This is a genomic window from Devosia geojensis, from assembly GCF_000969415.1.
Lineage (GTDB): Bacteria > Pseudomonadota > Alphaproteobacteria > Rhizobiales > Devosiaceae > Devosia > Devosia geojensis.
Window position 1 is genome coordinate 1 of record NZ_JZEX01000081.1, and the last position, 26290, is coordinate 26290.

Here is a 26290-nt window from a genome sequence, read left to right on the forward strand (position 1 = left end):
CCCCCGACCCCTCCCCTCAAGGGGGAGGGGAGACGGTGCCCAACCCATTGATCTCGCGCAGGAATAAATACTTATCCCCGCAGCTTGTGGCAGGCTCATACTCATTCCCACCTCCCGCACGACGCGGTGTCGACGAAACGCCGGCGGGAGGGTCCGGGTCAGCGGGGGTCGCCCCGCAGGGTCCCGAGCCGGAGCGAGCCGGGCGGCTTACCTCCGCACCTGTTTTGCCGGGAGGCGGCTACGTAGCCATCCGCCCCCGCGCCCGTCACCCCCAGCTACGGGGGGAAATGCCCCAAGGGCCTGGCGGGTCAAGGCAGGTCGGAAAGCCCCTGGCAGGAACCAACCGGCAAAGACCCACCATCCGGATGCGCGGGGCGGGCGAAAGCCTCCCGTTCTTTTATCGATAGGTTCGAGGCCAAGTCCGCCCCGCGCCGTTAGCCCGCCGCAAGCGGGAGACTTGAGGAGGAACCGTGAGGCCACAGTGGCCGGGCGGAGGTTCCGCGCGCCCGCTTCCATACAAGAGGCGCAAATTCTTTCGTCTCAACCCTTTGCAGGACTCGAAAAGCGGCCCATAGTGAAAATGGCTTCTCGCCGTTCCCTCCTCTTTCCGCCAGGCTGCGTGTCGTGGTCCGCGTCACACCCCTCATATTGGCGGTCGCCCTGTTCATGGAACAGATGGATTCGACCGTCATCGCCACCGCGCTGCCGGCCATTGCCGCCGATATCGGCACCGAGCCGGTGGCGCTGAAGCTCGCCCTCACCTCCTATTTCGTCGCGCTTGCCATCTTCATTCCGATCTCGGGCTGGATGGCCGACCGGTTCGGGGCCAAGAACATCTTCCGCCTCGCCATCTTCGTCTTCATGCTGGGCTCGCTCGCCTGCGCGTTCTCCTATTCGCTCGAGACCTTCGTCGTCTCGCGCTTCTTCCAGGGCATCGGCTCCTCGATGATGACGCCGGTCGGGCGCCTGCTGCTGGTGCGCTCGACGCCGCGCAACGAGCTGGTCTCGGCCATGGCGTGGCTCACCATTCCCGCCCTCATCGGCCCGATCACCGGACCGCTCCTCGGCGGGTTCCTGACGACGTTCCTCTCCTGGCACTGGATCTTCTGGATCAACATCCCGATCGGCATCCTCGGCATCCTGCTGGCGACGCGGTTCCTCCACGTCATCGATCAGCGCAACCCGCGCCCCATCGATATCGTCGGGTTCATTCTCGCCAGCGTCGCCTTCGCCGGCACGGTCTTCGGCCTTTCGGTCGTCAGCCTGCCTGCCCTGCCCCTCGTCTACGGCTACTTGACCCTCGCGGTCGGGGCGACCTCCGGCATCCTCTATTTCCTCCACGCCCGGCGGGTGAAATATCCACTGCTCGATCCGCAGCTCTTCCGCCATCCGCTCTTCCGCAGCGCCATCCTTTCCGGGTCCATCTTCCGCATCGGCGTCGGGGCCGTGCCGTTCCTGCTGCCGCTGATGCTGCAGCTCGGCTTCGGCCTTACCCCATTCGAATCCGGGCTGATCACGTTCGTGTCGGCGATCGGGGCCATCATGTCCAAGTTCATGGCCGAAAAGCTCTTTGCCCGCCTCGGCTTCCCCCGCCTCCTCGGCTTCACCGGGGTCGTCGGCGGCGCGCTGATCGCCGCGCATGGCCTCTTCGAGATCGACACGCCCCCTGCCCTCATCATGGTCGTGCTGCTGGTCAGCGGCCTCATGCGCTCCATCTTCTTTACCGGCACCAACGCCATCGGCTACGGCGACGTCGACAACGAAGAAGCGAGCCAGGCGACCGCCATCACCTCGGTCGGCCAGCAGCTGAGCGTTGCGCTCGGCGTCGCGATCGCCGGCGCCATCCTCGAGATCAGCAGCCTCGCCCGGGGCGCGCCCCTCGGCGTCGTCGATTTCCATATCGCCTTCTTCGTCGTCGGCGGCATATCCGCCTTCGCCGGCCTCCTTTACCTGCGCATGCCGCCGGATGCCGGCAGCGACGTTTCCGGCCACAAGGCCCAGATCATTGCCAAGGAGTGACCGGCGGTCCGCCGCCGATCTTTGAAAAGAACCCGTGCCACGACGCATCGTCCCGCTGATCCTCGCCTTCGCCCTCTTCATGGAGAACATGGATTCGACGGTCATCGCGACCTCCCTCGCCGCCATCGCCGCCGATATCGGCACGGACCCGATCTCGCTCAAGCTCGCCCTGACCTCCTATCTCGTGGCGCTGGCCATCTTCATTCCCATCTCGAGCTGGATGGCAGACCGGTTCGGCGCGCGCCTCGTCTTCCGCTGCGCCATGCTCGTCTTCATGGTCGGCTCGGTCTGCTGCGCCTTCTCCAACTCGCTCGCCGCCTTCGTCATCGCCCGGTTCGTCCAGGGCATGGGCGGGGCGATGATGGGGCCGGTCGCACGCCTGGTGCTGGTGCGGGCAACACCGCGCCACCAGCTCGTCGACGCCATGGCCTGGCTCACCATCCCGGCGCTCATCGGCCCCATCGTCGGCCCGCCCTTCGGCGGGTTCCTCACCACCTACTTCTCCTGGCACTGGATCTTCATCATCAACGTGCCGATCGGGATTATCGGCATGGCCCTCGCCGGCCTGGTCCTGCCGAAGGAAACGCGCAACGCCCCGCGCCGGATCGACGGCAAGGGCTTCGTGCTGGCCGGCCTCGCCTTCGCGCTCTTCGCCTTCGGTTGCTCGGTGCTCAGCCTGCCGGCCCTGCCGCCGATCTATGGCGCCGTCGCCGCCGTCGCGGGCATCGCCATCGGCCTCATCTATGCACGCCACGCCCTGCGCACGGAATATCCGCTGCTGGACCTGCGGCTGCTGGCCTTCCCCAATTTCCGCGTGGCCGTCGTCGCCGGCACCTTCTTCCGGCTGGGCCAGGGCGCGACGCCCTTCCTCTTCCCATTGATGCTACAGCTCAACTTCGGCATGACGCCGTTCGAATCCGGCATGGTGACCTTCGCCGGCGCGATTGGCGCGCTTGCCGCCAAGTTCGTCGCCAATGGCGTCTTCGCGCGTTACGGGTTCAAGTATCCGCTGGTCATCTCAACCGGCATATCGACGCTCGGCATCCTCGCCATGGGGCTTTATCAGCCCGACACATGGATCCCGCTGATCCTGGCCATCCTCGTCTTCGTCGGCTTCTGGCAGTCGATCTTCTGGACGGGCTCCAATGCCTTCACCTTCGCCGACATCGAGGACAAGGACGCCGGCCAGGCCAACACCATCAGCCAGGTCTGGGGTCAGCTGATGTTCGCCATGGGCGTGGCGCTGGGCGGCGGGGCGCTCGAGCTGACGCACAGGCTGCGCGGCGGCGGGGCGCTCGAGCTCATCGATTTCCACATCGCCTTCTACGTCGTCGCGGCCGTATGCGCGATCTCGACGCTGATGTTCCTGCGCATCCCCAGGAACGCCGGCCACCAGCTCCTCGGCGGCCCGCACATGCATTGAGGACATTGACACAGGAAGCCCCCCACCCACCGGGTCATTCCCGCGAAAGCGGGAACCTCTGTTTGCAACGCCGGCAAGAGAAACGGAGGTCCCCGCTTTCGCGGGGATGACCCGGTGGATGGGGCAGATACAGTGCTGAGCAGGTCGCCGCGTGCAAACCTGACAGGCCCTAGCCGTCCGAGTTATCCCCGCCAGTTCCATCCGCGCTATCCTTGCCCTTGAAGCCTTTGGCGACGAGGTAGGTTTCTGCCGAGTCCTGCCGGCTGGCCGGAGGTTTGACGTGGAAGGTGGAACGGAAGTGGCGCTTGAGCATATGCAGCAATTCGTGCTCGGTGCCGCCCTGGAACACCTTGGCGACGAACGCGCCGCCCGGCGCCAGCACGTCGACGGCGAAATAGGCGGCGAGTTCCACGAGCTGCATGATGCGGATGTGGTCGGTGGCGCGATGGCCGGTGGTCGGCCAGGCCATGTCGGACATCACGAGGTCCGCCTTGTGCCCGCCGAGCGCGTCCGTCAGCATCTGCGGCGCGTCGTCCTCGGTGAAGTCCTTCTTGAGGAGGATGACGCCGGGAATGGAATCCATCTCGAGGTAATCGATGCCGACGACGAGCGGATTGGCGTCGGTCGACCCGACGGCGGCCGCCGCCACCTGCGACCAGCCGCCCGGCGCCGCGCCGAGGTCCACCACCCGCATGCCGCGCCGGAAAAGCTTATGCTTTTCGTCGATCTCGATGATCTTGAACGCGGCGCGGGAGCGCATGCCCGCCGCGCGGGCGCGCGCCACATAGGGGTCGTTGAGCTGCCGCTCCAGCCACTTGGTCGAGGAGACCTTGCGGCCTTTGGCGGTCTTGACCCGGATCTTCAGGTCTTTTTCGGACTTGCGGCCGCCGCGGCCCAGCGCCTTATCGGCCATTGGTCCGGCTCCGCAGGAAATGGCGCTTGGGGCGGATCTGCCCGCGGTCGGCGTCCATCAGCGAGATGAGGATGCCCTCGCGAAGCCCCCGGTCGGCGACGCGCACGCGCTCGGTCGGCCATTCGCGGCGGATCGCCTCGAAGATGGCGCAGCCCGGCAGCACGAGGTCGGCGCGATCGCGCCCGATGCATGGGTGGGCCATGCGCCGTTCGAACGGCATGCCCAGCAGCGCGCGGATGAGCCCGTCCACCTCGCCCCGGCCAAGCCAGAGCCCGTCGACCTTCTGCCGCTCGTACCGCTCGAGTCCGAGGTGGAGCCCGGCGAGCGTCGTCACCGTTCCCGATGTGCCGATGAGATGGACCGAGTGGTTGGCGATCATCTGCTTCAATTTCTCGCGCCCGCGGAACTGGCGCAGGTGCCCCGAAACGAACGCCACCATAGCCTCGAACACCTCGGGCGTCACATCGACCCCTCCGAACTTCTCGGCGATGGAGACGACGCCGACCGGCAGCGATTGCCAGGAGCGGATGGAAGCGGGCATGCGGCCCTGGCTCTTGGGCCGCCCGCCGCGGAAATCGAGCCAGGCGAGTTCGGACGAGCCTCCGCCGATGTCGAACATCAAGGCGCCCTCGGCGCCTGCCTCGATGAGGTCGGCGCAGCCGGTCACCGCCAGCTCGGCCTCGGTGCGCCGGTCGACAATCTCGAGCTCCAGCCCGAGTTCGCTCTTGACGCGCGTGAGGAACTCCGTCCCGTTCTCGGCGGAACGACAGGCTTCCGTGGCGATGAGGCGCATACGCGCCGGCTGGTGGTCGTTGAGCTTGACCGCGCAATGGCGAAGCGCCTCGAGGGTGCGGTCCATGGCGGCATCGCTGAGGCGGCCGGTGGTCGAGACCCCCTCGCCCAGCCGCACGATGCGGGTGAACCCGTCGAGCACGCGGAAGCCCTGCTCATGAGGGCGCGCGATGAGCAGACGGCAATTGTTGGTTCCCAGATCAAGTGCGGCATAGACCGGGCCGCGATGGCGCCGGGCTGGGCTGACGGCGTTGGCTGTCCGCCTCTCCGCCGGGTTCGGCCGGGATTGCCCCTGCCCGAAGCGCTGCCCCTGGTGAAGCTCGAGCCCACCCTGGGTGCGGAACGCCGTTTCGCCTCCCGGCGATTCGGCTGCGGACCGATTTTCATCGGTCACTTCTGGTATCTCCTGCCTGCACGGTCGCAGAACCGGAACCGGCGCGCCCGAACGCAGTCATGTTGCGTGTTGGCACGAACGGTAGAGCAAGCGGGCCGTCAGCGCAAGAAAACGATTGTCCGCACAAAGGCCTCCGGCGACCCTTGCAATCACCAACCTCTTTGGCTATGTGAGACCGCGCGCCGGAAACACCCTTTCCGCACCACCAGCGCACCCGGGCGACCACACTGTCGCACCGTGCTGCTGGGGAATAGTTCAATGGTAGAACAGCGGACTCTGACTCCGTTAATCTTGGTTCGAATCCAGGTTCCCCAGCCACTAACATTTTCCAGCAAAATCAATAAGTTACTGACGATATGGCTAAGGGCGCTCGTCTTAAATCGTGTGCCATCAGCCTTCCCGTGAATCTCCCGGATTTCCAGGCCTTTCCATCAGCTGCCGGCAATTCCACGGCACATGGATGGCACACAGAGCGTGCGCTTTAACGGACAAAATGCTGAGCTGGCTGGGTGTCTCGAGTCCAACTTTACCCCGCATCCCAGGCAGATGCCCGATCCATTTCGGTCGTTAGAAGATGTGTTGCAGAACTTTAAGAGCTTCCGCTCAATAATACGGCATTTGATGAGATTCGAATGGACGACGGGCAAACGCGTGATGAAGCGACCAGGGATCGGCACCCCTTACGTTCGCTGATTACCGGTGGGGCAGAAATCGCAGGTGGCGCTGTTGGTGGAGCATTAGGCTTTCTAGCCGCTGGTCCAGTGGGGGCTGCCGCCCTTGGAGCAGGCGGCACATTGGCTGCAATGGCCCTTAGCCACATAGGCGAGGAGATCGCCGGTCGTTTTTTGGGGCCGCGGGAGAAGGTGCGAGTGGGCGGAGTTCTTGCCCTGTCGGCATCCAAAATCAAAGAACGGGTTCAGGCCGGCGAGCAAATTCGGGATGACGGCTTTTTTGACGCCAAGCCTGACGGTCGTCCAGATGCAGAAGAGGTGGCAGAAAGCATTCTTCTGAAAGCTCAGAGAGAAGCAGAAGAGAAAAAGTTGCCGTATATGGCCAACCTGCTAACGAACGTGGCGTTCGACAAATCTATAAACGGTCAGCTTGCTCATCAGATAGTCAAGGCAGCGGAGGCGCTTACTTATAGGCAGCTCTGCTTACTTTCTTTATTCTCTGGTCTTGCGTATTACAATCTTAGGGATAGTGACTACCGAGGAGTGGGAGCGTTTCCGCCGAACCTTATGCAGGTTCTTTATGAATGTTACGATCTGTACAATAGAGGTTTGGTGAGTGTTGGCGGTGAAGTTGCATTTGGGCCCACAGACGTCAAACCGTCCGTTATGCGAACGCAGGGGCTCGGGGCATTCATATTCAACCTTATGGGACTGGCAAAAATCCCTCCAGCCGACCTTGCCGTAGTGGCCTCTGAGCTTCGCTGACCGGCCTGCACAGACAACACGTCACGTCATTGCTGACGTCAGCAACTTGCAAAATTAATCCAAAAACTGCCTGTCCCCTTCCCACCCCAACATTGCCCGGCCCATTTGTGCGACCGACGCGCAGAACGTGATCCTGTCCAGCGAATTGGCAAGGCCGCACGGGCCCTTCCCTGGGGCGCTTCGGGCACTCGAAGCCCAGTCGGTGTCCTGAAATACCTGCCTCAGCATTTTGTTTCCTTATTTCACAAATCTCTGTGAGATAAGGATTTGCCCTCATGGCGAATCCCCGCACTCGCGCTTCTACTGACAACGCAGTCGTCTGCAGTTGGAGGTTCACATGACATTGCCTGAGTATGGAGCTCGCCTACCCGTGCTCAACAAGGACTTCACGATCTATATCCTGGATGAGAACGTCGATTTCTGCCAGGCACTTCACAACCTGATGAGAGCCGATGGTTTCGACTCGGCCTTCTTCGTCGAGCGAACACAGTTCTTCATCAACCTCGAGAGGCGACGGCCTCACGTCGTGATCATGGATGCGCGCATCGGCAACCGAAGAACCATCGATGTTCTGCAACGCATCAACAAGGAGCAGACCTTCCAGGTTCCGGTGATCATCACGACCCAGCCAGGACCCCTCCTCAATGACGATGACTTCGAACTTGGGATCGAGGCGGTTCTCGCCAAACCCGTCACCGCCAGCCATTTGCTGCGCACGGTAAAGACCATTCTCTATCGCCCCGATACGCTCTCTCAGGTCGGCATCCAGAAGCGGATCCGAAAGATGAAAGGCATCCACACCTTGACGCGGCGCGAGCGCGAGGTGTTGGAACTCATCGTACTGGGCAAGACAAACAAGCAAGCTGCCCAGCGCCTGGGCACATCACATCGGACGGTCGAGGTTCACCGGTCCCGCATCTTTCAGAAACTGGGCGCAGCAAACTCGACCGATCTCATGCGTATTATGCTGACTTGATTGATGTTTTGCATCGCTGCCCCTGCGATGCCTCTCTTTCGACTAAAACTTGCCCTTCCCCAGTCAACTTTAAAGGTCAATAAATCCGCCTCAAGAACCTAATCAGACTGGAGCGCTGAGTTGGACGAGGAGGAAGAGGAAGAATTCACTGCGTCCATCGACGGCGTAGTCGATCGCGACCTGGCAGTGCGCCGCATGACTGATCAACAGCTCCTCCACTACTACGACCGCCTTCATCATCCGGATCTAGTCGACGACGTGTGGATACCGATCCTCGAGGTCGAGATCCGTCGTAGGGGTTTGCGTTCACCTTCATAGTGCGGGAGCCTTGCCGTCTTGTGCGTCAGCGGGCATTCAAACCCATCTCGGCGCCGCATCTCGACTGGCTATTGAAGCGAGCACAGCATTCGGCAAGAGTGCCCCTACATCTAGGGGCGATATGCGATGCTGGTGCACGTCGGCGACGATCGAAGCGTGAAGATCGACATAGGCTTGGCGACATTCCTTGCCGCCGCGGCTGGGGCGATCAACGCGGCTGGCTTCCATGCCATGGGTTTCTTTTCGGCCAACATGACCGGGAACGTATCGTCCCTCTCCGATTTCGCTGCGCTCGGGCAGTGGACCCTGGCTTCGCTGCTTGCGGGATTGTTGGCCGCCTACATCGTTGGAGCATTCTGCTCCGCCCTGCTGATCGAGGTCGGCCGCCGGCGCAATGTTCACGGCATATACGCTTACAGCATCATCTCCGAGGGCGTCCTCCTGGCGGTGCTCGGCACAGCCGACCTGCTGCTCCCAGGGATTCACAGCGGCCCTATACTCATCGTCGGCCTGAGTTTTCTCATGGGACTGCAGAACGCGACGACCACGCGGATCTCCAATGCGCGGGTGCGCACCACGCATGTCTCTGGCATGGCAACAGACATTGGCGTTGAGCTTGCTGTCCTGCTGGGCGGCGCGCGCGATAACGACGACCGCGGGGTCGTCCGGTCGAGGTTCGCGCTTCACCTGTCCACCTTGGGCGCGTTCCTCGTCGGAGGTATCGTTGGCGTTCTTGCCTATATCGCCATGGGCAGCGTTCTGCTGCTGATCATCGCGGCTGCGCTACTGGCCGTTTCGGTGCCAGAAGCCAGGCGGGCGCAGAAGCTGTCGCGCAAGACGATGTTCTAGGGTTATCGTCCCACCCCCGCGCTACCCCTCCCCGATAGCCTTACGGCCAAGTGGCTCGCTCTTCCAGGCTAGTGGAACGCTAGCCATGGCAAGCACTAACAACTAGTGCCCCTAGGGAACGGACGATGGTTCCGATCGGTTGGGAGGCATGAGCTTAAAGCCGGATATGGAAGTGGCGAAACTCATCGCGCGCTTTGCCACCCACCCCAACACGGCGGATCAACTCAGCCATTTGCCCGTATTCCAGGTAGCTTTAGGTTTGCCGCAGGGGTTTATCGACCTGCTGAGTGCGCTCGATCGCGCAGAGATTGCCCAGACCCGTCGATAGCTATACCTCGTGGCCCAACTTCACCGCCTCCACTTCTAGATGGTAATGACCTTCGATGGCCGGCGGATGTCCATCATCCCCACATCGGCCTTCGTCACCTGCTCAGGCCAGACACCCATCCACTCCCGCGTCCTGCACCTCGAGAACAGCCAGTCGTCGCCCGGTCGGCACTCCCTTAACGAGCTTGGCGAGTTGGAACCGGCGGGACATTCCTCCAAAAGGAGCGCACCAGCAACAGAATTGGTTCAACTTACGATGGAATCCCAGCGGGATACCGCGGTTGACCTATGCAGCAGGTCGGCCCATAATTGTTCATTATGAATATTTTAAGCGGTGGTTTTATGAAAAAGGCATCCAAGTTTCACAACCGCGCATTCCCTTTCTCGCTCCTGCCTTTTCTGCTGACCGCTCTCCCCGCGGCAGCGCAAGGATGTCTTGACCTAGACACCGCCCTAACAGCGCCAAAGACTCAAGAGTACTCCGTCCTCATCGCCGAAGCCGTTGGGGACGAGGTGCAACCGGCGGATGTGGACTTCTGGAAGTACATGGAGAGCGGAGACTGGAGCGCCGTCTACGCAGCAACTCCTATGTCCGACCCCGGCGTCTTCTTTTTTGAGAGCGCGAATGGGAACAAGGAATTTAAGGACGTATGGGGGGGCATGGCCGAGGAGTCCGACCGGCCGGATCTCCTGTCATGGGCAGAAGACCTCGGAGCTCCCAGCGATCTTGCCCAGTGTTTTGCCGACGTCCTGATCGGGGAGTGACATCACCGCAGCAGTCGGCCTGATGCGCCGGCGTGAAACGACAACAAAGTTCCGGGGGACGGGGGCGTTTCCAAGACTGTAACCATGGAGAACTTCGTTGAATATCCCGAAAGCCATAGCCAGCGTCTTGATTGCTCTGTCTCTCGCGGCCTGCGCCAGCAGCAGTGGTTACGACGGCTGCCATGGAGTGGGTTGTCTGGTCGATGATCCCGATGACGCTTCCGACAATCCCGAGAACTGGCCCCTGTGTTCAGACGGTGCCCGGCATCCGGATTGCCGCGATGCACCCGAGGGCTTCTAACTGACATTTTCGCCGCCCGAGGTACTCGGGCGGTGCCTCATGCAACCCGTAGCCAAGTTCGGACGACCTGAACTACCCCTCGCCCTCCGTCGCTGGCGTAATGCCGAGTGCCGTAAAGGCGAAGCCGAGCAGCCTGAACGCCCGAGCCCGATCAGGCCCATCCGCTTCACGTCGCCGGTCACGAGTTCGATCATTCATCAGCTAGTAGGACCGGAAGCGGCTTCCTGTTCGAGATGTTCGACTGCCTCCTTGATCACCTTAGGATCGGCATGCTCCAGCCCAACAACGTCGTTCCGAGTTTCCCGCAGGGCGACGATGAGCTCGTCGAGCTTGGCGTGTATGGCGGCCGTATCTCGATAGCCCTGGATAAGCACCACCCCGGTGATAACGATAGCGGCAACAGACAGAACGTATGTAACCACCTCGGTCAGCCCGAGCGGCACCAAGAGCGTACACAGTGCCAGAAGGACGAGAGTGACGTAGAAGCCAGGCGGCCGTGAAAGGTGGTCGGAGAGCTTGAAGAGCAGCATGTTCATTTTTGGTCTCCACGCGCCCCCGCGGGAGTGAATACGCACCGCGATCCCAATTGGTTGCTTCGCAAAGTCAGGGGGTTTCAGAGGTCGGCAGCATCGGTAAATGGATAACTGCGCAGCGCGCTAGTCTGCCCCTGCCGCTCAATCCGTTGCAGGATCTCGCGCATGACCTTGATGTCTCCGCCCTGCTCCGAGACGGCATCCTTCAATTCGGAAAGAGCAGCGGAAACATCTTTGGTCGCCTGCTCATTCGCCGTCACCTGAAACGCGAGATTGTCGAGCCGGCGCAGCTCGGCCGTGGCGTTCACGCGGAACTCGAGCAGCGCCTTCACATCATTGGTCGTCTGCCCCCACGTAATGCCCCAGCCGACGGCCATCGCCACAAAGCCGCAGGTGACGATGATGGTGTTGAGGTTCACCTCGTAGCGAACCTTGGGCGCGTGGATGTTCATGTTGGCCTCTTCGTCCGACACGTCAGTATTCCTCGCGCAAGACGCCGGGCCATCACGCAATGGCCCGGCGTGGATGGTCAACGCTGCGTCAGCCGTTCCCACAGCGTGCGCGGGCGGGGCGCGGCCTCGGCAAGGGCCTCGATCTTACGGGTCGTGCCCGAGCCCTCTCCTGCCGCCGGCAGCGGCACCTTCCTGGCGTCCGTGGTCACGACCTGGGGCATGACGGTCGCCCGGTAGGACTTCCATTGCGTCCACAGATACCAGGCCAGACCGATGGCCGCCGAGATTGTGAGGTTGCCGCCCTGCCCCGAGAAGATGGCATGCACATCCGCCTGCATGGACGGTGGCATGGCCAGATAGATCGGCACGAGGGTCAGGGCCAGTCCGGCCAGTTCCTGAACCCGGCGCCAGAGCCACCCGAGAATAACGTTCTGCGCGACGGCGGTGATAATGCTGGTGACCATGGATGCCTCCTAGAAGCGGAAACCGAAGATGAAACAGGCCGCCAAAGCGGCGGCCACGATGAGGAAGAAGATGAGGATGCCCGGAGCACCCCCTCCGGACGGCGCCGGTTCGGGCAGCGGTACGGTGGGGATGGGGCGCGGCTCGGTCGGCGCGGGAGAGCCGAGAGCCTGCCGGGCGCGCGCGAGCACCTCCCGGACCTTCGCCGGGGAAACGAGCGCCTTGTTCAGCCCATCGCCGGCATAGAAAGACTGCCCGGCAGCGAGGGTGCGGTGCTGCCCCTGGGTCGCCTCGAGCACCGGCAACGATGCCCATTCCATCGCCAGGCGCTTGGCAAACTCGACGTCGCCGATCTTGCCCGCAGTCCACCCCTCATATCCGCGGCGCTTGAGCAGGTGATAGGCGAGGCGATCCTGCAGGTTGGCGTCGAGTTTCTGCGAGCCGCGCAGCCCGAGTTCCGACATGAGCCCGCGCAATGTGGCGCGCGTGAACTGGTAGCGGCCGGCGGCGGATGAGCCGTGGTTCTTTGACCATCTCACCTGGTCGGCGATGACCTCGTCCAGCGTCAGGGTGGTGAGCGGCTTTGTGAGTTTGCCCTGCTTGTTGGCAAAGATGACGCCGTAGCCTTCGTGGCCGGATTTTCCGGTCTCCGTCTGGCCGATGAAGTCGAGCAGGATCGCCGCGCCGGCGGGCACGGTTTTGTCCATGGTGGTCTCCTATCGATGATGATGAAAAAAGCCGCCCGGCGGGCGGCGGCATTGAAAGGCTTAAGCCTTATCCGTTAGACCTACGGACATCTGCGTAGGGGCATGAACGCGATGGGGCTTTGGCCGGAGGAGTTCAGGCAACGGATCGGCCGACGGCGCATCACCTTCCTCGAGATCTGGCTGATGATCGTCGCCCTCGCCCTGGCGGGCTGGTGGTTGATCGTCCGCCTGATTTACGTGCTGTCGACTTAAGCCCTTCTGTTGAGCAGCAAACTGCCAGGGCGGCACTTCTTTTTGATGCTCATCAAGCCGGGCCGAGTGCTATGGTCCACCTGCCTCCAAAGGCGATGGGCAGGATGACCTCGGTCATATCAGCGATTGCAGGCCCCCTCAATCGCTGAGCCAGGGAGGCCGCAACTCCCTGGCCGCCCGTCCTAGCGTGTCCGCTGCGCCCCCAACGCGCCCCGGACACCCGTCTACGCCTGCGCCGGCTGCCCGCCAGTCGCGCCGTAGCGCCAGAGATCGTCGAGCTGGAGATCGGGGATGCCGATCGCCTGCGCCGCCGAAAGGACCAGGGGATGGTCGCGCTCGAAGTACTTGGCCCGCTCGAACTTCGATGATGCATATGCCCACAGCACCGGGTCGTAGTTGGGGCTCGCGGGATCGTTGAGCGAGGCGACCCAGCCGAGCACGTCCTGATCGTGGCCCGAGACGCGCAGCACGAACCAGAACTGATCGGGCTCAAGGTCGGGGAACTCGGCCCTGCGCGCCTCGGCCGCCGCCCTGGCGGCCTTCTCCGCCGCCGTAACGATGCGCGCGGGATCGATGACGATAGTGCCCATGGCTATGCCTCCTCCTGCTCGGCCGGATCGGGTTCAGGCGGGTCGGGAATGAACTCACTGCTCACTTCCGGCTCCTGGTGCCAGCGATAGGTTGTGGTGATGACGTTGGTCCCGCCTTCAACCTTCTCGCTTTCGACCACCCGGTAGCTGTCCCACGGCAGGTCGACGGGACCGTCCGGCACCGCCTCGAGGGTATCGGGGAACGCCATGTAGGGCTCCGGGGTCGGGCCGTGCGGCAACCTGAGCGTCAGCTCGATCTCCCCGTCGATGCTCCTGTCGATGTCGCGGAGGAGGAAGGGGTGCAGGTCGGACGCGCCCGTGATCGAGTCGCCGGCGGCCAACGCGGAAAGGTCGAGGACATCGCCATTGATGGTGAGAACGTCGCCCGACTTGCCGACGACGAGCTGCGCGTCGGAGCGCTGCGGGGAAAGCATGATGCGCATCTAGAACCACCTTCCTATGGCGACGAGACGAATATGGGCAGTGCCGGTGACCGAGGCACTAGACACGACATAGATGCTGTCACCGGTTGAGTTGTCGGAGGTGCTGTTGGGGTGCACGTAGCAAAGGACCCCGCCGATCCGAGCCGAACCTGTTATCACAGGATAAACACCGGTGGCGAAGGCCGCAGGGAAGGTCCAGGTTTGGGCAGCGGAGAAGAACAGGCTGCCGTTGCCGGTGTTGACGGCCAGGCCCGCAACATCCCACACCCTCCGGCAGATCATCATGCCATCGGCGAACTTGACGTATTCTCCGTTGGCATTGCTGCCGCGCTCGATGAGGGCGCCGGTCGGCACGCCGCTGGCCTGCGCCACGTTCCCGAGGATGTTCCCCTGGTCGAAGAACATGCGCGCGACACCGGCGAGGCTGCCGCCGCCGCGCTTGAACTGATTGTCGGTATCGAGCCCGAAATAGGTTATGTGCCCGCTGGGGCGGTGATACTGCGCAACCGCGGCGCCCACGCCGTTGCCGTTGATGGCGATCTCGCCACCACCGCCGCCTGCCAGTTGCGCGATGCTGCTGTCGCCGGTGCCGCCCGCGCTGAAGGTCTTGCGACCCGTCACGACCTGGGCGGTCCCGGCCCTTACGATGTCCGAGGCGGCGATGCCACTGTCCGCAATGGCCTTGCCGGAGGGCCCGCTGAATATGGCCACATTGCTGGAGGTTGCGCCGCCCGGCCCGACGACATCGCCGGTGCCCATGCCGTCCTGGCCCTTGTCACCGGCGCGCATGAACGAGAGCACGCAGGCAGCGGTGTTGGCGATCGTGCCGGAACCCGAAAGGTACTGAATGGCGATCTTGCGATAGCCGCTCGCCGTGGTGACGCCGGTGACGTTGTAGACGTAGAAGACGCTGGGGTTGTCCCGCAGGCGGATGTAGAGCTGGCCCTTGCTGCTCGGGCTCGTGCCCTCGTTCCAGGCGTCGAGGAAGCCGGTCTGCGTCACGCCGTCGGTATCAATGAGATCGATGAAGAGCTGGGTGGCGCTGGCGAGGGTGGCGTTGTTGAAGCGGAAGTTGCCGTTGCCTGGATCACTGTCGGCCGTCGAGGTCGAGCGATTGTAGGAAAGCCCGACATCGCCCCGCTGCGCGACGACCGACCACCTGCCTGCGCCATAATCGGTCGCGAAGGTGCCCGAGGTGTGGGCGATCTCGCAGATGTAGGACGTACCAGCGACCCGCACGACATCCTTCAAGGCATAGGCTGTGCCGGCGGCCCAAGCTCCGCGCCAGACGCCGATGAGCCCCGACGGCCCTTGCGGGCCGGTGATGTCGATCGACGTGCCCCAGTCCCCCGAAGCGGAACTCTGCTTGATGTAGACCAGCGGATAGGTGATCGAGGACCCGTTGCCGTTGGTGGACAGGTAGACGAAGTTCGCGGGACGATCATTGTAGGCGGCGCGGCCGGCGAAGGTGCCGAACGCGTTGATGCCGACGCCGGTGCTGCCAATATCGCCGAGCATCTCGAGGTAGCGCCGCGTCTGCGCGGTCGAGCGCTCGATGATGCCGGCATAGCGGACCTCATAGGGTGCCCCGGCGACATTGGCGCCAGGCCATGGTACGGCCAGTTCCAGTTCCCCATTGCTCGTGATGCTGGCGATGCGCTGCGGCGGCACCAACGGCTGCGACGGCACGGTAAAGCGGTCGCCGGCGAGCAGCGTCCCGTCGCCCCAGAGCGTGTCGTTGCCGGTGACGGTAGTCGCTCCGGACGATACCGAGGCGGTTCCTCTGTCGTAGAACGTCGGCAGGTGCACAAGCATGTCGAAACCTCTAGAGCGCGGTGTTGTAGCGGCCGGGGGTGATGATGAACTGGATCGACCAGATCGAACTGTGGTCGGAATTGATCGTCGTCGAGCAGGCGGTTGAGCTGCCCCGATGTGGCGGAACGAAGGGCTGCCCCTGGAAGCTGAACACCCGCTGGGCATCGATCTGCCCCTGGATCATACCGAGCGGGCTGGTGCCGTAGGACCAGCCGGTCTGCGTCGGGCCGCCCCATGGAGAATAAGGCACCGGCTGCTCGCTGCGCGATGACTGCATGCGGGTGAGCAACACGTTGGTGCCGGACAGGCCGACATGAATGGCGCGTCGGAAGCCGGAGCCGATCTCCAGCACGCAGGAGCCGCCCTGCAGGTGCACCTGGTTGGGGGCATACGCCTCTGTCGGCGAGCGCACCGGCGATCCAGCACTGAGGTCGGGCTGTTTCGACCAGGTGAGCGCGGCGCGCACGTCGATGTAGTTGCAGCCGGCTGGCACGGTGCCGATGACGATGGGCGTGTCGGCCAGTTCGCTCGGGATGATCTTGACCAGGGTGAGGCAATAGCCGGCCTGGACGGGGCCGCCGAACGGGTCGGGGTTGGCCTCGGAGAAGCGCACGAAGCCGTAGATGAAGTCCTTCGGGAAGTCGGGGAAGGCGACGGTCCGCGTGGTGACGATCTGCTGGGCGGGAAAAAGGCTCACCGGCGGCACGTCAGTGCCGAATATCTTGCGCCCGGAGCGGCGCAGGACGATGTGCCCACCTTCGTTGACGACCGGCATTTCAGACCCCCACCGGCACGTAGGTGCCGCCAGGATAGCTGCCGGTGTAGAACGGGTCCTGGCGCACGTTGCCGCCGGTGGTGACCCGCGCCCCGCCATTGGCGAGGTCGACGGTGCGGGCAAGGTCGAAGTCGAAAGGGCTTTCCGAGGCGGTGCGGCGGCGCAGATAGCTTGCGCTCGAGCGCACTTTGCCACGACCCACCTGAAACTGGGTCGGGTTTCCCGAGAACAGCGGCTGGGCCGGATCGGCCGCTGGCGTGCGGAACACCATCACGTCGTAGGAGACGGCGATGGCGGGCAAGTCGACGGTGCTGGAGTACCCACACCAGGCGATGCCGACCTGGCTGCCGTTGGCATAGACCGAGGCGAAGCGCCGGCCGGCCGAGGACTCCTGCACGATGGTACCGCCGACGGCGATGGCGCCGTTGACCGCGACCATCACCAGCGGCGTGTAGCCCAGCCCATGCGTGAGCAGCGCCTGCGCGCCGGCAACCTGCTGGCCATAGGTCGTATAGCTGAGGCGCGTCGGATAGTTCACGAAGAGAGGCGGAGCCTGCCAGGTCACGGTCGCCGTCGGTACCGCCGGATGGGTGAGGTCCACCCGCGTCGGCCCGATCGCGATCTCGTACTGGAAGAAGTCCGAATGGAAGGCGATCTTGTCGAGATGCGCCATCGGGGACTTGGCCGGCGCGTTGCAGGGCGCGTCGAAGTCGAGCGGGTCGCCCCCACCAGCCGCCTCGGTATAGACGGCGACGACGCCCTGAGCGGCAAATCCCCTAAGCACTCGCATCACGCCGCTCCGAAGGAGAAGTTGCCGTTCAAGAAGTTGATCTGCACCGTATCGTTGGCCGAGCGCATCACCCCGTCGTCACCGACAAGGGCGATGGGCTGGCCGGTAGAGGTGAAAAACACCGTCTGCCCGGCCATGAAGCCGATGCGGGGCGGTAGCAGCGGATTGTTCGGCAGGTCGATGAAGAAGGTCGCCATGCGCAGCGACCCGTCATTCGACATCAGCTGGATGGCGTATCGGGCCGAGAAGCCGACCGGTGCCGCTATTACCTCCCAACGGACGTTGATCTCAGCCGAGCTGCCGCCAAGCGCGGCGCGCAGGGACTGGATGGCGAGTGCCAGAGCGCTGCTGCCTTCAGGATCGAGCGCGACCTCGATGATCTCATCAAAGCTCGCTTCGAGGTTGTCGACCTGCACCCGCAGTTCGCGGGCAAGGGTCTGCCGCAACGTGTAGTTCTCGCGATCGGCCTCCTCGAGGAGCGTGCCCAGCTGCTTGAAGCTCTCGATGGTCTGGCGCACGCGCGGTCCGAGGTCGCCGAGGATCTCGCCGGCGAGGTTGCCCAACTCGATGTCGAGCGCGCCGATCCGCACGTTTGGCGTGGTGACCGGCAGATAATCTGACCATTCGGTGCGCCGCCCGGAGAACGGGGCATACTTGCCGCGCACGAAGTAGGCGGTGTTCGGCAGGAAAGTCGCGTTGAGGGTGACCGACGGATCGAGCGCCGCTGCGTCGTAAGGAAGTTCCCCGTCAAAGACGAGGGATCCATCGACCGCGAGCAACACCTGCACGCGCACCGCCCGCACATCGATCAGGCCAGCCTCATAGCTGACCCGGATCGACGGCCGGCGCGGCTTGCCGTCACCATCGGCGAACGTGGCGGGCTCCACCTGCCAGCCGAACATCGGCTGTGCGGGCGGTCGGCCGACCGGCAGCGGCGCGATATCCCAGGGCAGTTCGAAATCCGCCTCCCAGCCATAGTCGGCCGGCTCGATCTCCTGGTTGGCGACGACCAGGTTGCCGTTGGGCAGATCGTCCATCGCCGTGATCAGAAAGCGCTTGCTCACATAGCCGTTGCGGGCGCTCGTCCACTGCTCGCAGTCGAGCGGCTCGTACTCCCACCAGGCCGGCGGCGCGGTGCGCACGTGCTTGCGGAAGCGGCGGGTTTCCTCGATCGCTGCCCGGCCCAGCGCCTGCACCTGCACCGGAAACGGCACCGCCTTGTATTCGGTGGAGAACGGCAAGCGGCGATTGTCGTCGAGCGCCTCGAGGTCGCTGCGGTAGCGGGGCGGCGCCTCCTTGTTCTCCCACGCCTCGGCCGGCTCGGGATAGGTTGCGACGATGCCGTTGTAGGTCGCCTCGAGGCCCGGGAACGGGTCGAGGTCCTGCGGCTCCGTGATCACCACGTCCTCGTCGGTGAACGCCACCACCGGCGCGTCGGGCTCGGCGACCAGCACCTTGTAGAGGCCGCCGATCTCGGCAATGCGCCCCTCGCAGGCCTTGAGCAGCTCGCCGATGACGACGTGCGGCTGCTCGTCGACCAGAACCTCGAGGCCGAAGCGGAAGCGCTTCTCAAAGCCGCCGCCGGCGACGGGCACCAGCACGTCGCACTTGTTCATCTGCTCCGCCCAGTTGGCGTAGGGCAGGCGGTTCTGCGTGATGCCCTGCGGCCCGTAGAGCCACTGCCCCTGGTAGAGGATGCCGAGCAGGATGTTGTAGATGCCGACGATCGGGTTGTCGGAATACGCCCACGTCTCGGGATCGTTCAGCCGGTGCGACCCCGAACCGCCGACCGTCGAATCCTTGCGCGGGTCATAAAGCCTAATCCCGCGAAACTCGTACAGGACCTCGGGAAAGCCGGTAAAGAGCTCGCGGTTCCACAGCGCCGTCACCACGACGTAGGGAACGCCATAGCCGTACATGTCGAAGGTGTAGGGGCGCTCGGGGTCGTTGCCGAACTGGGCGCGCATCAGCGGGTCCGGCTCGGTCTGACCGCCGAGATACTCGCGCACCCAGAGGTGATCCTTGCCGTCGTCATCACGGAACTCGAGCACCGGAAAGCCGAGCGTCGGATGCGGTGCACCGCCGAGCGTCGCCCGCCTGCCGTTTATGAGGCGACCGGCAACCTCGCTCACCGGGATATCGGCGAACGAGATGACCTGCGAGATATAGGCGTTAGGAACGTCGTCGACCTCGCCCCAGGAGCCGGCATATTCGAGCTGCCCGGCGGTCGCATAAAAGCCCATGATGAAGGCGAGCGGGTTGTCGCCGCCAGTCTGTATCTCGCCACGGAAGCCGGATTTCGGCTGTTTCTGGTCCTGCTGGAAGATCGACTGGACGAGCGTCGAGGCGACCGAAAGAACGATGCCGACGATGAGCTGGAAGATGAAGTTCATCGGTCAGTCACCGCCTTTCTCGCCCCACCAGATCGTCCTGCGCCAGAGCCCGGCGACGCCAGAGTAGCGGCGGAACCGATCACCACCACGCAATCGCTGCGTTTCGTCGCTGCGCTTGGCCGGATTGGTCCGGGTCAGCTCGCGGGTGTGGGACACCAACCTCAGGATGCGCACCGACTGTCCGCCGACCGCCGCAGTGCGTTCCGGCGCGCCGTTGACCTGGCCGAGGAAGCGGATGCGCGGCGGCGCCACCAGCAGCATGCTCTCGGGCGAAAGCCACCCGCGATGGATCTGCACCTTGGCGTTCCGCAGGTCGTGCCCGCGCGCCATCAGTTGCACGGCCGGGTGCAGTGGATTGAGCTCGACCTGCACGTTGTTGACCTCGAGTCCGATCTTGAGCGGGATCTGGTCCATCTTCGCGATCGGCGCGCTGTCGCCGTAGTAGGTGTGCCCGACCGTCTGCCCGGTCTCGCCGTCGAGGACGTTGACAAGCACGTCCTCGCCAAAATCGGTGAAGCCGAACGGCACGGGTTCGCCGCCGGCGAGCGGCTTGGCGAACACCACCATAAAGTTGCGGGGAATGACGCGCGAGCGGTCGCGGATCGCGGCCTGCGTCGCGACGTCGAGAGACCGAGTCATCGACTATCGACTCCCGTTGGTCCCTGCGACATGGTTCTTCTTTCTCAGCGCGGGAATGAGCGCGATGAGAGCGAAGAGCGATCCAGGTAGGGGGACGAGATCGATGCTTTCGACAGGCGACGAAACCTTGAGCGAGCAGGAGCGCGCGGCCAAGATCACAACGGACATGCTGTTGCAGATCACGTCAGTTTCCTTCGACAGGGCAGCCGCGTACACCAGCCTAGTTACGGTAGGCGGCTACGCGGGCGCATTTTCAATTTGGGCGTTTGTGAGCAACGAACTGCCCCGACTGGCGAGCGCCAGCGTTGCCTTGCTATTGGGCTTCTCGTTGCTGATCTTCGTCTTGTACGAGATCTACAAGATGGTCTCGATCACTCGACAGTTGCTGCCTTTGTCGGGCCTGCTCAACCCGCCAAAACAACCGACGGAGTTTCTCAGAGCATTCGAGAACTTTGAGAGAAAAAGAAAACTCAAATCAGCAACCCGCGGGCAGATATGGACATGGATCATCGCGATGATCCTGTCGATCGGCAGCGCCCTCAGTGCCGTTGGCATCCTTTTTTATAATATGCTGGCGATCATCTTGGAGTGGCCCTTATGGCCGCACTAGCCAGCGGCGAGCGTCTGGCGGACGCGGAAGGAGAGCCGGGCGTTGACGATGTCGATGGGCTGCAGCGCCAGGCTGCCCGGCAGGATCTTCACCTTCGCCGCCGGCCGGGCGAGCAGCACGGGCAGCCCGACCGTGATGCCGGGGCGAAGATGAGGGCGAACCTCGAACAGCGGCGTGACGCCAACCTGGTCGGCGGTCGCTCCGGTCACGCAGCGCAGCAGCGCGCGCCGTGAGGGGCTGCCATAGTCGAGCGCGAACATGTCGCCCCCGGTGAGCACGTAGCCCTCGGGCAACCCGTCGATCCGAACTTCCTTGCGATTGAGCGCGATGGTGTGCAGCTCGGGCGTGTGGCCGGCGATCAGCGACCCATCGGGGTCCGCCTGCGGGTAAGGCGCCATGGGATTGTAGAGGTAGAATGTCCCCTGCGATCCATCGAGCGCCTCGATCATCGCCTGCAGGGCGAGGCACCGGCCGTTCGGCATCGGGGCGGTCTCGACCGGCGCTTCCCAGAGCTTGGGTCCGAGATCGTGGGTGAGGCCCTCGCCGGTTCCGAGCCCCGAGATCTCGTCCTGGTCCATCAGCACGAACGGCGCCGACAGGATCGGTATGAGATTGCCGAAGAGCTCGAGCGTGAAGGGTGTCGCCAGAGCCATGGGTTACCCTCGCACCAGCGGATCGGCGTTGATATCGTTGACGCGCTGCGGCAACGTCCACCGGCTGAAGTCCTCGAGCGCCCGGCGGATTTCCTCAGCAACGCCGAGCTGCGCGCCCCGCGCGTCGATCTGGAAGATGGGAGCGCCCATGCCGCCCCTCCTTCCGCCGCTGCGTAGCTCATGGTTCGGGATGACCTTCGACCCGCGCGGCAGGTTGACAATCTCCGGCCCACGCTCGCCGACGACCGCGAGGCCGCCTGACGCGAAGTTCGTGCCATTGGCAAAGCCCGGCAGCCTGAACCCACCGAACAATCCACCGAGCAGGCCCTGGAAAGCCGCGTTGAGCGCCATCGTCGACAGCTGGTCCAGCAGGCCCGATACGGCATCGGCCGCATTGTTGGCACCGGTCAGAACGCCCTTGAAGATCTCGGTCAAGCCGCTGGCCAGGGTCGATGTCATCTGCTGCCCGGCACGGGCGAGTTGCTCCATTGCCGGCTTGGTCTTCTCGAGCTCGGTCTTGACCTTGGCCACCCCGCTGCTGGCCGTGGCGGACGAGGTGCCGATCCCCTCGATCTCGTCGGACAGGCGGCCAAACGCATCTGCCGTGGAATTGGCGGATTCGAAGATGCCGGCGAAGAAGTCGTCGCCGGGTCCGGCTGCACCGGACGCGAGACCTTCCAGGATCTGATCCTTGGGTGACGGCCCGGACTTGCCAATACCCCAGAAAGCCTTCTTCCACTCGGCGGAACCGAACTCCGGCGGCGCCAACTCGTTGCCGAAGATGTCATGGGTGTTGGCCCAGGCCATGGCCTCGCGTAGTGCGTTGAACGCGCCGACCGCCGCCATCACCGCGTCGGCCACGATCCTCATGGCATCGACAACTGCTGTCGCGATCTGCTGTGCCGAGGCCGCGAACTCGGGCGAGGCAAGCGTGTCGCCCAGCCGGTTGAGCGCCGGCAGCACCGCCGCCATCACCTTGTTGACGATGCCATCGAACACGGCCTGCAGGCGGGTCAGGCTGTCGTTGAACTGTTCCGCCGCCTTGCCCGTGTTGGTGTCGATGGTGATTCCGAGCCGGTCGGCCTCGGCAGCCATTTCCGCAAGGCCCGTGCGCCCGGAATTGAGGAGAGGGATGAGGTTCGCACCTGCGCGCCCGAAGAGCGCTATTGCAAGGGCTGTCTTCTCGCTGCCGTCCTCCATGGCTGCAAAGCGCTCTGCGATGTCGGCGAACACCGCGTCGGAGCTCCGCAACCGCCCGGCCGCGTCCGTCACCTGAATGCCGAGCGCACGGAACGCCGTCGCCGCCTGCGGGCTGCGGCCCTGCGCCACTTCAGACAGATTGCGCGTCAAGCGCTGCAGCCCGCCCGACAACTGCTCGAGGCCGACATCGGAGAGCTTTGCCGCCCATTCGAGCTGCGAAAGCGCATCCGTGGCCACGCCGACCCGCTGCGCGGTCTTGCTCAATTCGTCGGCATGGTCGATCGCGCCCTTGACCGCGACGGACAGGGCAGCGCCGGCCGCCGTGGCGGCAACCGCCACCGTACCAAGTCCCGCCTTGGCGAACTTTGCGAAGCCGCTAAGCCCGGTCTGCGCCTTCTTGAGTCCCTGCTCGAATTGTGCAGAGTTGAGCCCCAACGCCACATGCAGGGCACCGATGCGAGCATTAGCAGCCATAGCCGCTTCCTTTCTCGTGTTGATGGGGTCGGCCTCCGGGCAGGAAGGCGACATCTGTCAGGAGGGCACCAGCGAACTGGTTGAGATGATCGACTGGACATCTGGCACGATGATCCTCGTCAACCACAGCCCGAAGCCGATCGTGATGATCGAGGCCGAAGCGATGTTTGTTGATCCCCTCGGCACCGTCATCGGCGACCGCGGCCACCCGATTGTTAGGGACATGACCTTGAAGCCGGGCCTGAAATTCACTCAGGACATCTATCTTCCGGGTTTCGAACGGCTCGATCAGGTCGATCGTGACCTGGTCGATTTCGCCCTTTGCACCACCGGCGTCGTCTACGCCGATGGCACCGTCGAAAAGTTCTGACCCTCACCAGCTGGCCAGGATCGCCGCCTGCGTTTCCCAGCTTTGCCGCTGGGGTCGCTTGTCCTCGCGATGGAAAAGGCTTTCGAGCTTGACGAACTGCCGCGCCTTCTCTGGCGCATAGGCATTGAGCCGGGCCATGGTCCAGGCCAGCTCCATGCGCTCGTCATGCTCGCGCACCAGCCGTCGGCGGGCGCCGGTCAGTCGAACCGAAAGCTCGCGCGGCGTCAACCGCCAGAACGCTTCCGGCTCGAACCCGAGCGAGATGAACGCGACGTGGAGACCTTCCCAGTCCCAGCTGTCGTCGGAGGGTGCCGGCGATGCTCACCCTCCTCGCTAGGGAACGCGGCATCTAGCGTTTCGCCCAAGGTCTCAATCACCCTGGCCAGGCCAACCTTGACCAACAGGTCTCCGGCCATGCGCAACTCGATGTGCGGGTGGTGGCGTTGAAGCGCCGCCCAGAGCATCGCTCGCACATATCCGGCGCGTACTCTTCCCGGCTCGCTGAAGAGGCCGGCCACCTCGGCAATGCCGATATCGAGCAGATTCTCCACCTCGATGATGGCGTTGATATCGAGGCAGAGCGTGTAGGTTTCGCCCTCGACCTCGAGGGCGACTTCGCCGCGCAGTGGGTTCACCATGTTACGCCGCCACCACTTCCGCTGTCTCACCGCTCTCGGCAGTCGCGGCGCCGCCGGTGTTTGTCGCGGTCACCGCCACGCTGATGGCCGAGCCGACGTCGCCCACGACGACGGTGTAGGTGGAACCGGTTGCGCCGGGAATGTCGACGCCATCCTTCTTCCACTGGAAGGTGAAGTCGGCGAACGGAGCCCACACGCCCGGCCAGGCGGTCAGCACCCCGTCGACGATGGCTTCGCCCGAGATCGCCGGCAGTACGCCGTTGACCGGCGCCGTGGCCGTGTCGGTCGTCGTCGCCCCGGCGCGGCGGAAGGTGGCCGTGAACGTCATGCGATCGTCGATCGGCAGCGCCTGCGCGTAACCGCGGCGGACAACCGGAAAGGTCTTGCGCACGCCGTTGGGCAGCGTGATGCGGCCGATGTTCCTCTTGCCGCGCGCGGCAATGATCATCTGGTCGGTCTGCGAACCCGGCACGTAGTTGCCCTCGATGGTCGCCTCGCCGGGCGTCGTCAGGCCGGGAATGTACTCGCGGGTGCGGTCGGGCGACTGGTAGTGGGTCACCTCCACCTCCTCGTCTTCGTCCTCGCCGGGATCGACGTTGATCACTTCGCCCAGCGCCACGAACACGGTCGGGGTGACCTCTTCGGCCATCTCGAATACCGTGCCATAGCCGATGCGTGCATCAGTCATTGCAGTTTCTCCAGTGCTGGAAAGGAAGGTCAGGCGGCCGCCGACCAGATGATGTAGTCGACGCTGGCGGTAAACCAGCGGATCGCCTCGACCTTGTCGGACCGGGTGCGATGCCCTTGCTTGAAGGCGCCCTGGAAGCGGACGCCCTCGAAAGTCCCCTTGAAGCCGCTGAGGCGGGCGTCGAGCGCAGCCGCTACCTGCCGCGCCTCGTCGGCCGTGCGCCCCCGGCAATCGAACTGCACGCGGTCGCTGGTGAGGCCATCGGCGCCCTGGTGGGTGTAGCCAGGCACCGACGAGATGAGAAACATGACGATTGCCGGGCTATCGAGCCCCTGCGGCAGCTCATCCCAGAACGCACGGTTTCCGATCAGCGCGGCGAGCGCCGGCGACGCGATGAGGAAATTGGAGAGCACCAGCTGCATCACGATCCCCTCGCGGCCCTGCGTGCCGCCCGACGAGCCGCGCGCTGCGCTGCCTTCTCGATCTCGTCGCCGAGCTCGGCCTTGATGATGTCGAGCGCCTTGCCGGCCTCCTGGTCGAAGGCTGGACGCACGAACGGCTGGGGACCGTGATGCGCCGTGCCGAACTCCTGAAAGTGCGCGTGAAACTGCCGGTAGTCAGGTCCGACATAGACCTCGGCAAAGGTCTCGCTACCCGCGCGCCGGGCATCTCGCATAGCGGCCGCCGCTTCCGCCCTCGAGCCGCCCGCCTGAAGCACCTCCCGATACTCAGCCTTCCCCACCGGGTTCTTGAGCTGCGGCGAGACGGTGATCGACGTGTGCAGGTCCGGGGTACCCGTCTCCGGATCGTCCGGCGCCAGGCGCGCCGCAGTGTCGGCGATCGGCTGTCCGGCCTTCATCAACACGCGCCGCAGCACGTTGCGCGCCGTCGCCTTGGAGAGTTGCCCGAGGGCGGCGTCGAACTCGCTGAGGCCCTCGACCTTGTATGAGACCTTCATCCGTCCACCCTCGCCGATGCGCGGATCAGCAGGCCCTCGTGCGCGCCGACCTCAGTCACCTCGATCATGTCATAGGTCTTGCCGTCGAAGCGCAGCCTATCCTTGGGATCGAGGTCGGCGATTTCCGGAAACCACGAGAGCTCGAAGATGTCGGTCACCTGGGCGCCGACCTGCCCCGAGGCGAGCCGTTCGTTGGCGGTCGCGCGTCGCCAGGAGGACCAGGCCGTCACCACGGGCGACCAGCCTTCGGTCGGGCGGTTCCACTGGTCATAGGTGATCACGTGCCGCTCGATGACGATGCGGCGGTTGCGGGCGCCCGGATCCTGCGGCACGAC

General features: G+C 64.1%; 31 protein-coding genes and 1 tRNA gene. 11 read left to right on the top strand and 21 right to left on the bottom strand.

The window, feature by feature from the left end; all coding sequences use genetic code 11:
- The first annotated feature begins 666 nt into the window (after positions 1–666).
- Together VE25_RS07240 and VE25_RS07245 are read left to right on the top strand one after the other, a co-directional pair.
- A complete protein-coding gene (locus VE25_RS07240; RefSeq protein ID WP_046108031.1) occupies positions 667–2019 on the top strand; it encodes an MFS transporter in 1353 nt (450 codons plus the stop codon).
- A 34-nt stretch (positions 2020–2053) separates the two neighbouring features.
- Entirely contained in the window at positions 2054–3442 is a 1389-nt protein-coding gene (locus tag VE25_RS07245) for an MDR family MFS transporter (protein WP_244466880.1), read from the top strand.
- 169 nt (positions 3443–3611) lie between these two features.
- Here VE25_RS07245 and VE25_RS07250 read toward each other — a convergent pair whose 3' ends face one another.
- A complete protein-coding gene (locus VE25_RS07250; protein ID WP_046107942.1) occupies positions 3612–4355 on the bottom strand; it encodes an RlmE family RNA methyltransferase in 744 nt (247 codons plus the stop codon).
- Complete coding sequence (locus VE25_RS07255; protein WP_083988782.1) at positions 4345–5541, bottom strand: Ppx/GppA phosphatase family protein; 1197 nt, start codon at positions 5539–5541, stop codon at positions 4345–4347. The genes VE25_RS07250 and VE25_RS07255 overlap by 11 nt, the downstream gene beginning before the upstream one ends.
- Before the next feature lie 244 nt (positions 5542–5785).
- Between VE25_RS07255 and VE25_RS07260 the strand changes: the two genes are divergently transcribed.
- From VE25_RS07260 to VE25_RS07285, 6 genes are all read left to right on the top strand, one after another.
- Positions 5786–5859: transfer RNA gene (locus VE25_RS07260), tRNA-Gln, on the top strand.
- Between the two features lie 314 nt (positions 5860–6173).
- Complete coding sequence (locus VE25_RS07265) at positions 6174–6977, top strand: hypothetical protein (protein ID WP_152664542.1); 804 nt, start codon at positions 6174–6176, stop codon at positions 6975–6977.
- A 370-nt stretch (positions 6978–7347) separates the two neighbouring features.
- Entirely contained in the window at positions 7348–7953 is a 606-nt protein-coding gene (locus VE25_RS07270) for a response regulator transcription factor (protein WP_046107943.1), read from the top strand.
- Positions 7954–8397: 444 nt separating this feature from the next.
- On the top strand, positions 8398–9120 hold the full coding sequence (locus VE25_RS07275) for a YoaK family protein (RefSeq protein ID WP_046107944.1): 723 nt from the start codon (positions 8398–8400) through the stop codon (positions 9118–9120).
- Between the two features lie 148 nt (positions 9121–9268).
- A complete protein-coding gene (locus VE25_RS07280) occupies positions 9269–9448 on the top strand; it encodes a hypothetical protein (RefSeq protein WP_046107945.1) in 180 nt (59 codons plus the stop codon).
- Between the two features lie 308 nt (positions 9449–9756).
- Positions 9757–10212 carry a hypothetical protein gene (locus tag VE25_RS07285; protein WP_152664543.1) on the top strand — a complete coding sequence of 152 codons (456 nt, stop codon included), beginning with the start codon at positions 9757–9759 and terminating at the stop codon, positions 10210–10212.
- Positions 10213–10710: 498 nt separating this feature from the next.
- Here VE25_RS07285 and VE25_RS07290 read toward each other — a convergent pair whose 3' ends face one another.
- The 4 genes from VE25_RS07290 to VE25_RS07305 all read right to left on the bottom strand — a co-directional run bounded on the left by VE25_RS07290 (position 10711) and on the right by VE25_RS07305 (position 12667).
- Positions 10711–11049, bottom strand: a complete 339-nt coding sequence (locus VE25_RS07290) for a low affinity iron permease family protein (RefSeq protein WP_046107946.1) — start codon at positions 11047–11049, stop codon at positions 10711–10713.
- A 77-nt stretch (positions 11050–11126) separates the two neighbouring features.
- Positions 11127–11519, bottom strand: a complete 393-nt coding sequence (locus VE25_RS07295; RefSeq protein WP_046107947.1) for a hypothetical protein — start codon at positions 11517–11519, stop codon at positions 11127–11129.
- A 56-nt stretch (positions 11520–11575) separates the two neighbouring features.
- Positions 11576–11962: a hypothetical protein gene (locus tag VE25_RS07300; protein ID WP_046107948.1), complete on the bottom strand. Its 387-nt coding sequence runs from the start codon at positions 11960–11962 to the stop codon at positions 11576–11578.
- A gap of 9 nt (positions 11963–11971) precedes the next feature.
- Positions 11972–12667, bottom strand: coding sequence for a lysozyme family protein (locus tag VE25_RS07305; RefSeq protein WP_052731798.1), 696 nt, complete (start codon positions 12665–12667; stop codon positions 11972–11974).
- A gap of 111 nt (positions 12668–12778) precedes the next feature.
- Here VE25_RS07305 and VE25_RS22935 point away from each other — a divergent pair, with 111 nt between their 5' ends.
- Positions 12779–12919, top strand: a complete 141-nt coding sequence (locus VE25_RS22935; RefSeq protein ID WP_160299960.1) for a hypothetical protein — start codon at positions 12779–12781, stop codon at positions 12917–12919.
- A gap of 224 nt (positions 12920–13143) precedes the next feature.
- Here VE25_RS22935 and VE25_RS07310 read toward each other — a convergent pair whose 3' ends face one another.
- From VE25_RS07310 to VE25_RS07340, 7 genes are read right to left on the bottom strand one after another with little or no spacing between them, the layout of a single operon-like run.
- Positions 13144–13509: a hypothetical protein gene (locus tag VE25_RS07310; RefSeq protein WP_046107949.1), complete on the bottom strand. Its 366-nt coding sequence runs from the start codon at positions 13507–13509 to the stop codon at positions 13144–13146.
- A gap of 2 nt (positions 13510–13511) precedes the next feature.
- A complete protein-coding gene (locus VE25_RS07315; protein ID WP_052731799.1) occupies positions 13512–13952 on the bottom strand; it encodes a hypothetical protein in 441 nt (146 codons plus the stop codon).
- Complete coding sequence (locus tag VE25_RS22675; protein WP_052731800.1) at positions 13953–15767, bottom strand: carbohydrate-binding protein; 1815 nt, start codon at positions 15765–15767, stop codon at positions 13953–13955. It lies immediately after the preceding gene.
- A gap of 10 nt (positions 15768–15777) precedes the next feature.
- A complete protein-coding gene (locus tag VE25_RS07325) occupies positions 15778–16542 on the bottom strand; it encodes a hypothetical protein (protein WP_046107950.1) in 765 nt (254 codons plus the stop codon).
- 1 nt (position 16543) lies between these two features.
- Positions 16544–17332 carry a hypothetical protein gene (locus tag VE25_RS07330; RefSeq protein ID WP_046107951.1) on the bottom strand — a complete coding sequence of 263 codons (789 nt, stop codon included), beginning with the start codon at positions 17330–17332 and terminating at the stop codon, positions 16544–16546.
- Positions 17332–19725, bottom strand: a complete 2394-nt coding sequence (locus VE25_RS07335; RefSeq protein ID WP_052731801.1) for a phage tail protein — start codon at positions 19723–19725, stop codon at positions 17332–17334. Before VE25_RS07335 ends, VE25_RS07330 begins: the two co-directional genes overlap by 1 nt.
- A 3-nt stretch (positions 19726–19728) precedes the next feature.
- Complete coding sequence (locus tag VE25_RS07340; protein ID WP_046107952.1) at positions 19729–20364, bottom strand: hypothetical protein; 636 nt, start codon at positions 20362–20364, stop codon at positions 19729–19731.
- 103 nt (positions 20365–20467) lie between these two features.
- Between VE25_RS07340 and VE25_RS07345 the strand changes: the two genes are divergently transcribed.
- On the top strand, positions 20468–20974 hold the full coding sequence (locus VE25_RS07345) for a hypothetical protein (RefSeq protein WP_152664544.1): 507 nt from the start codon (positions 20468–20470) through the stop codon (positions 20972–20974).
- Here the strand turns inward: VE25_RS07345 and VE25_RS07350 are convergent.
- Positions 20971–21627 carry a hypothetical protein gene (locus VE25_RS07350; protein ID WP_046107954.1) on the bottom strand — a complete coding sequence of 219 codons (657 nt, stop codon included), beginning with the start codon at positions 21625–21627 and terminating at the stop codon, positions 20971–20973. The genes VE25_RS07345 and VE25_RS07350 overlap by 4 nt on opposite strands.
- 3 nt (positions 21628–21630) lie before the next feature.
- A complete protein-coding gene (locus tag VE25_RS07355; protein WP_152664545.1) occupies positions 21631–23268 on the bottom strand; it encodes a hypothetical protein in 1638 nt (545 codons plus the stop codon).
- A gap of 13 nt (positions 23269–23281) precedes the next feature.
- Between VE25_RS07355 and VE25_RS07360 the strand changes: the two genes are divergently transcribed.
- Entirely contained in the window at positions 23282–23671 is a 390-nt protein-coding gene (locus VE25_RS07360) for a hypothetical protein (protein WP_152664546.1), read from the top strand.
- Positions 23672–23674: 3 nt separating this feature from the next.
- On the opposite strand, the gene VE25_RS07365 is transcribed toward VE25_RS07360, so the two are convergent.
- The 6 genes from VE25_RS07365 to VE25_RS07395 are packed head-to-tail and all read right to left on the bottom strand — an operon-like array spanning position 23675 to position 26287.
- The gene (locus VE25_RS07365; RefSeq protein ID WP_046107957.1) at positions 23675–23899 is read right to left on the bottom strand and encodes a hypothetical protein; all 225 of its coding nucleotides are present in this window, start codon (positions 23897–23899) and stop codon (positions 23675–23677) included.
- On the bottom strand, positions 23896–24309 hold the full coding sequence (locus VE25_RS07370; RefSeq protein ID WP_052731802.1) for a GTA-gp10 family protein: 414 nt from the start codon (positions 24307–24309) through the stop codon (positions 23896–23898). The genes VE25_RS07365 and VE25_RS07370 overlap by 4 nt, the downstream gene beginning before the upstream one ends.
- 1 nt (position 24310) lies before the next feature.
- On the bottom strand, positions 24311–24997 hold the full coding sequence (locus VE25_RS21740; protein WP_052731803.1) for a phage tail tube protein: 687 nt from the start codon (positions 24995–24997) through the stop codon (positions 24311–24313).
- 29 nt (positions 24998–25026) lie between these two features.
- On the bottom strand, positions 25027–25419 hold the full coding sequence (gp17, locus tag VE25_RS21745) for a tail completion protein gp17 (RefSeq protein WP_052731804.1): 393 nt from the start codon (positions 25417–25419) through the stop codon (positions 25027–25029).
- Positions 25419–25955 (bottom strand): HK97-gp10 family putative phage morphogenesis protein, encoded by a 537-nt coding sequence (locus VE25_RS07390; RefSeq protein ID WP_046107958.1) that lies wholly within the window; start codon positions 25953–25955, stop codon positions 25419–25421. Before VE25_RS07390 ends, gp17 begins: the two co-directional genes overlap by 1 nt.
- Complete coding sequence (locus tag VE25_RS07395; RefSeq protein WP_046107959.1) at positions 25952–26287, bottom strand: head-tail adaptor protein; 336 nt, start codon at positions 26285–26287, stop codon at positions 25952–25954. The genes VE25_RS07390 and VE25_RS07395 overlap by 4 nt, the downstream gene beginning before the upstream one ends.
- Positions 26288–26290 lie beyond the last annotated feature (3 nt).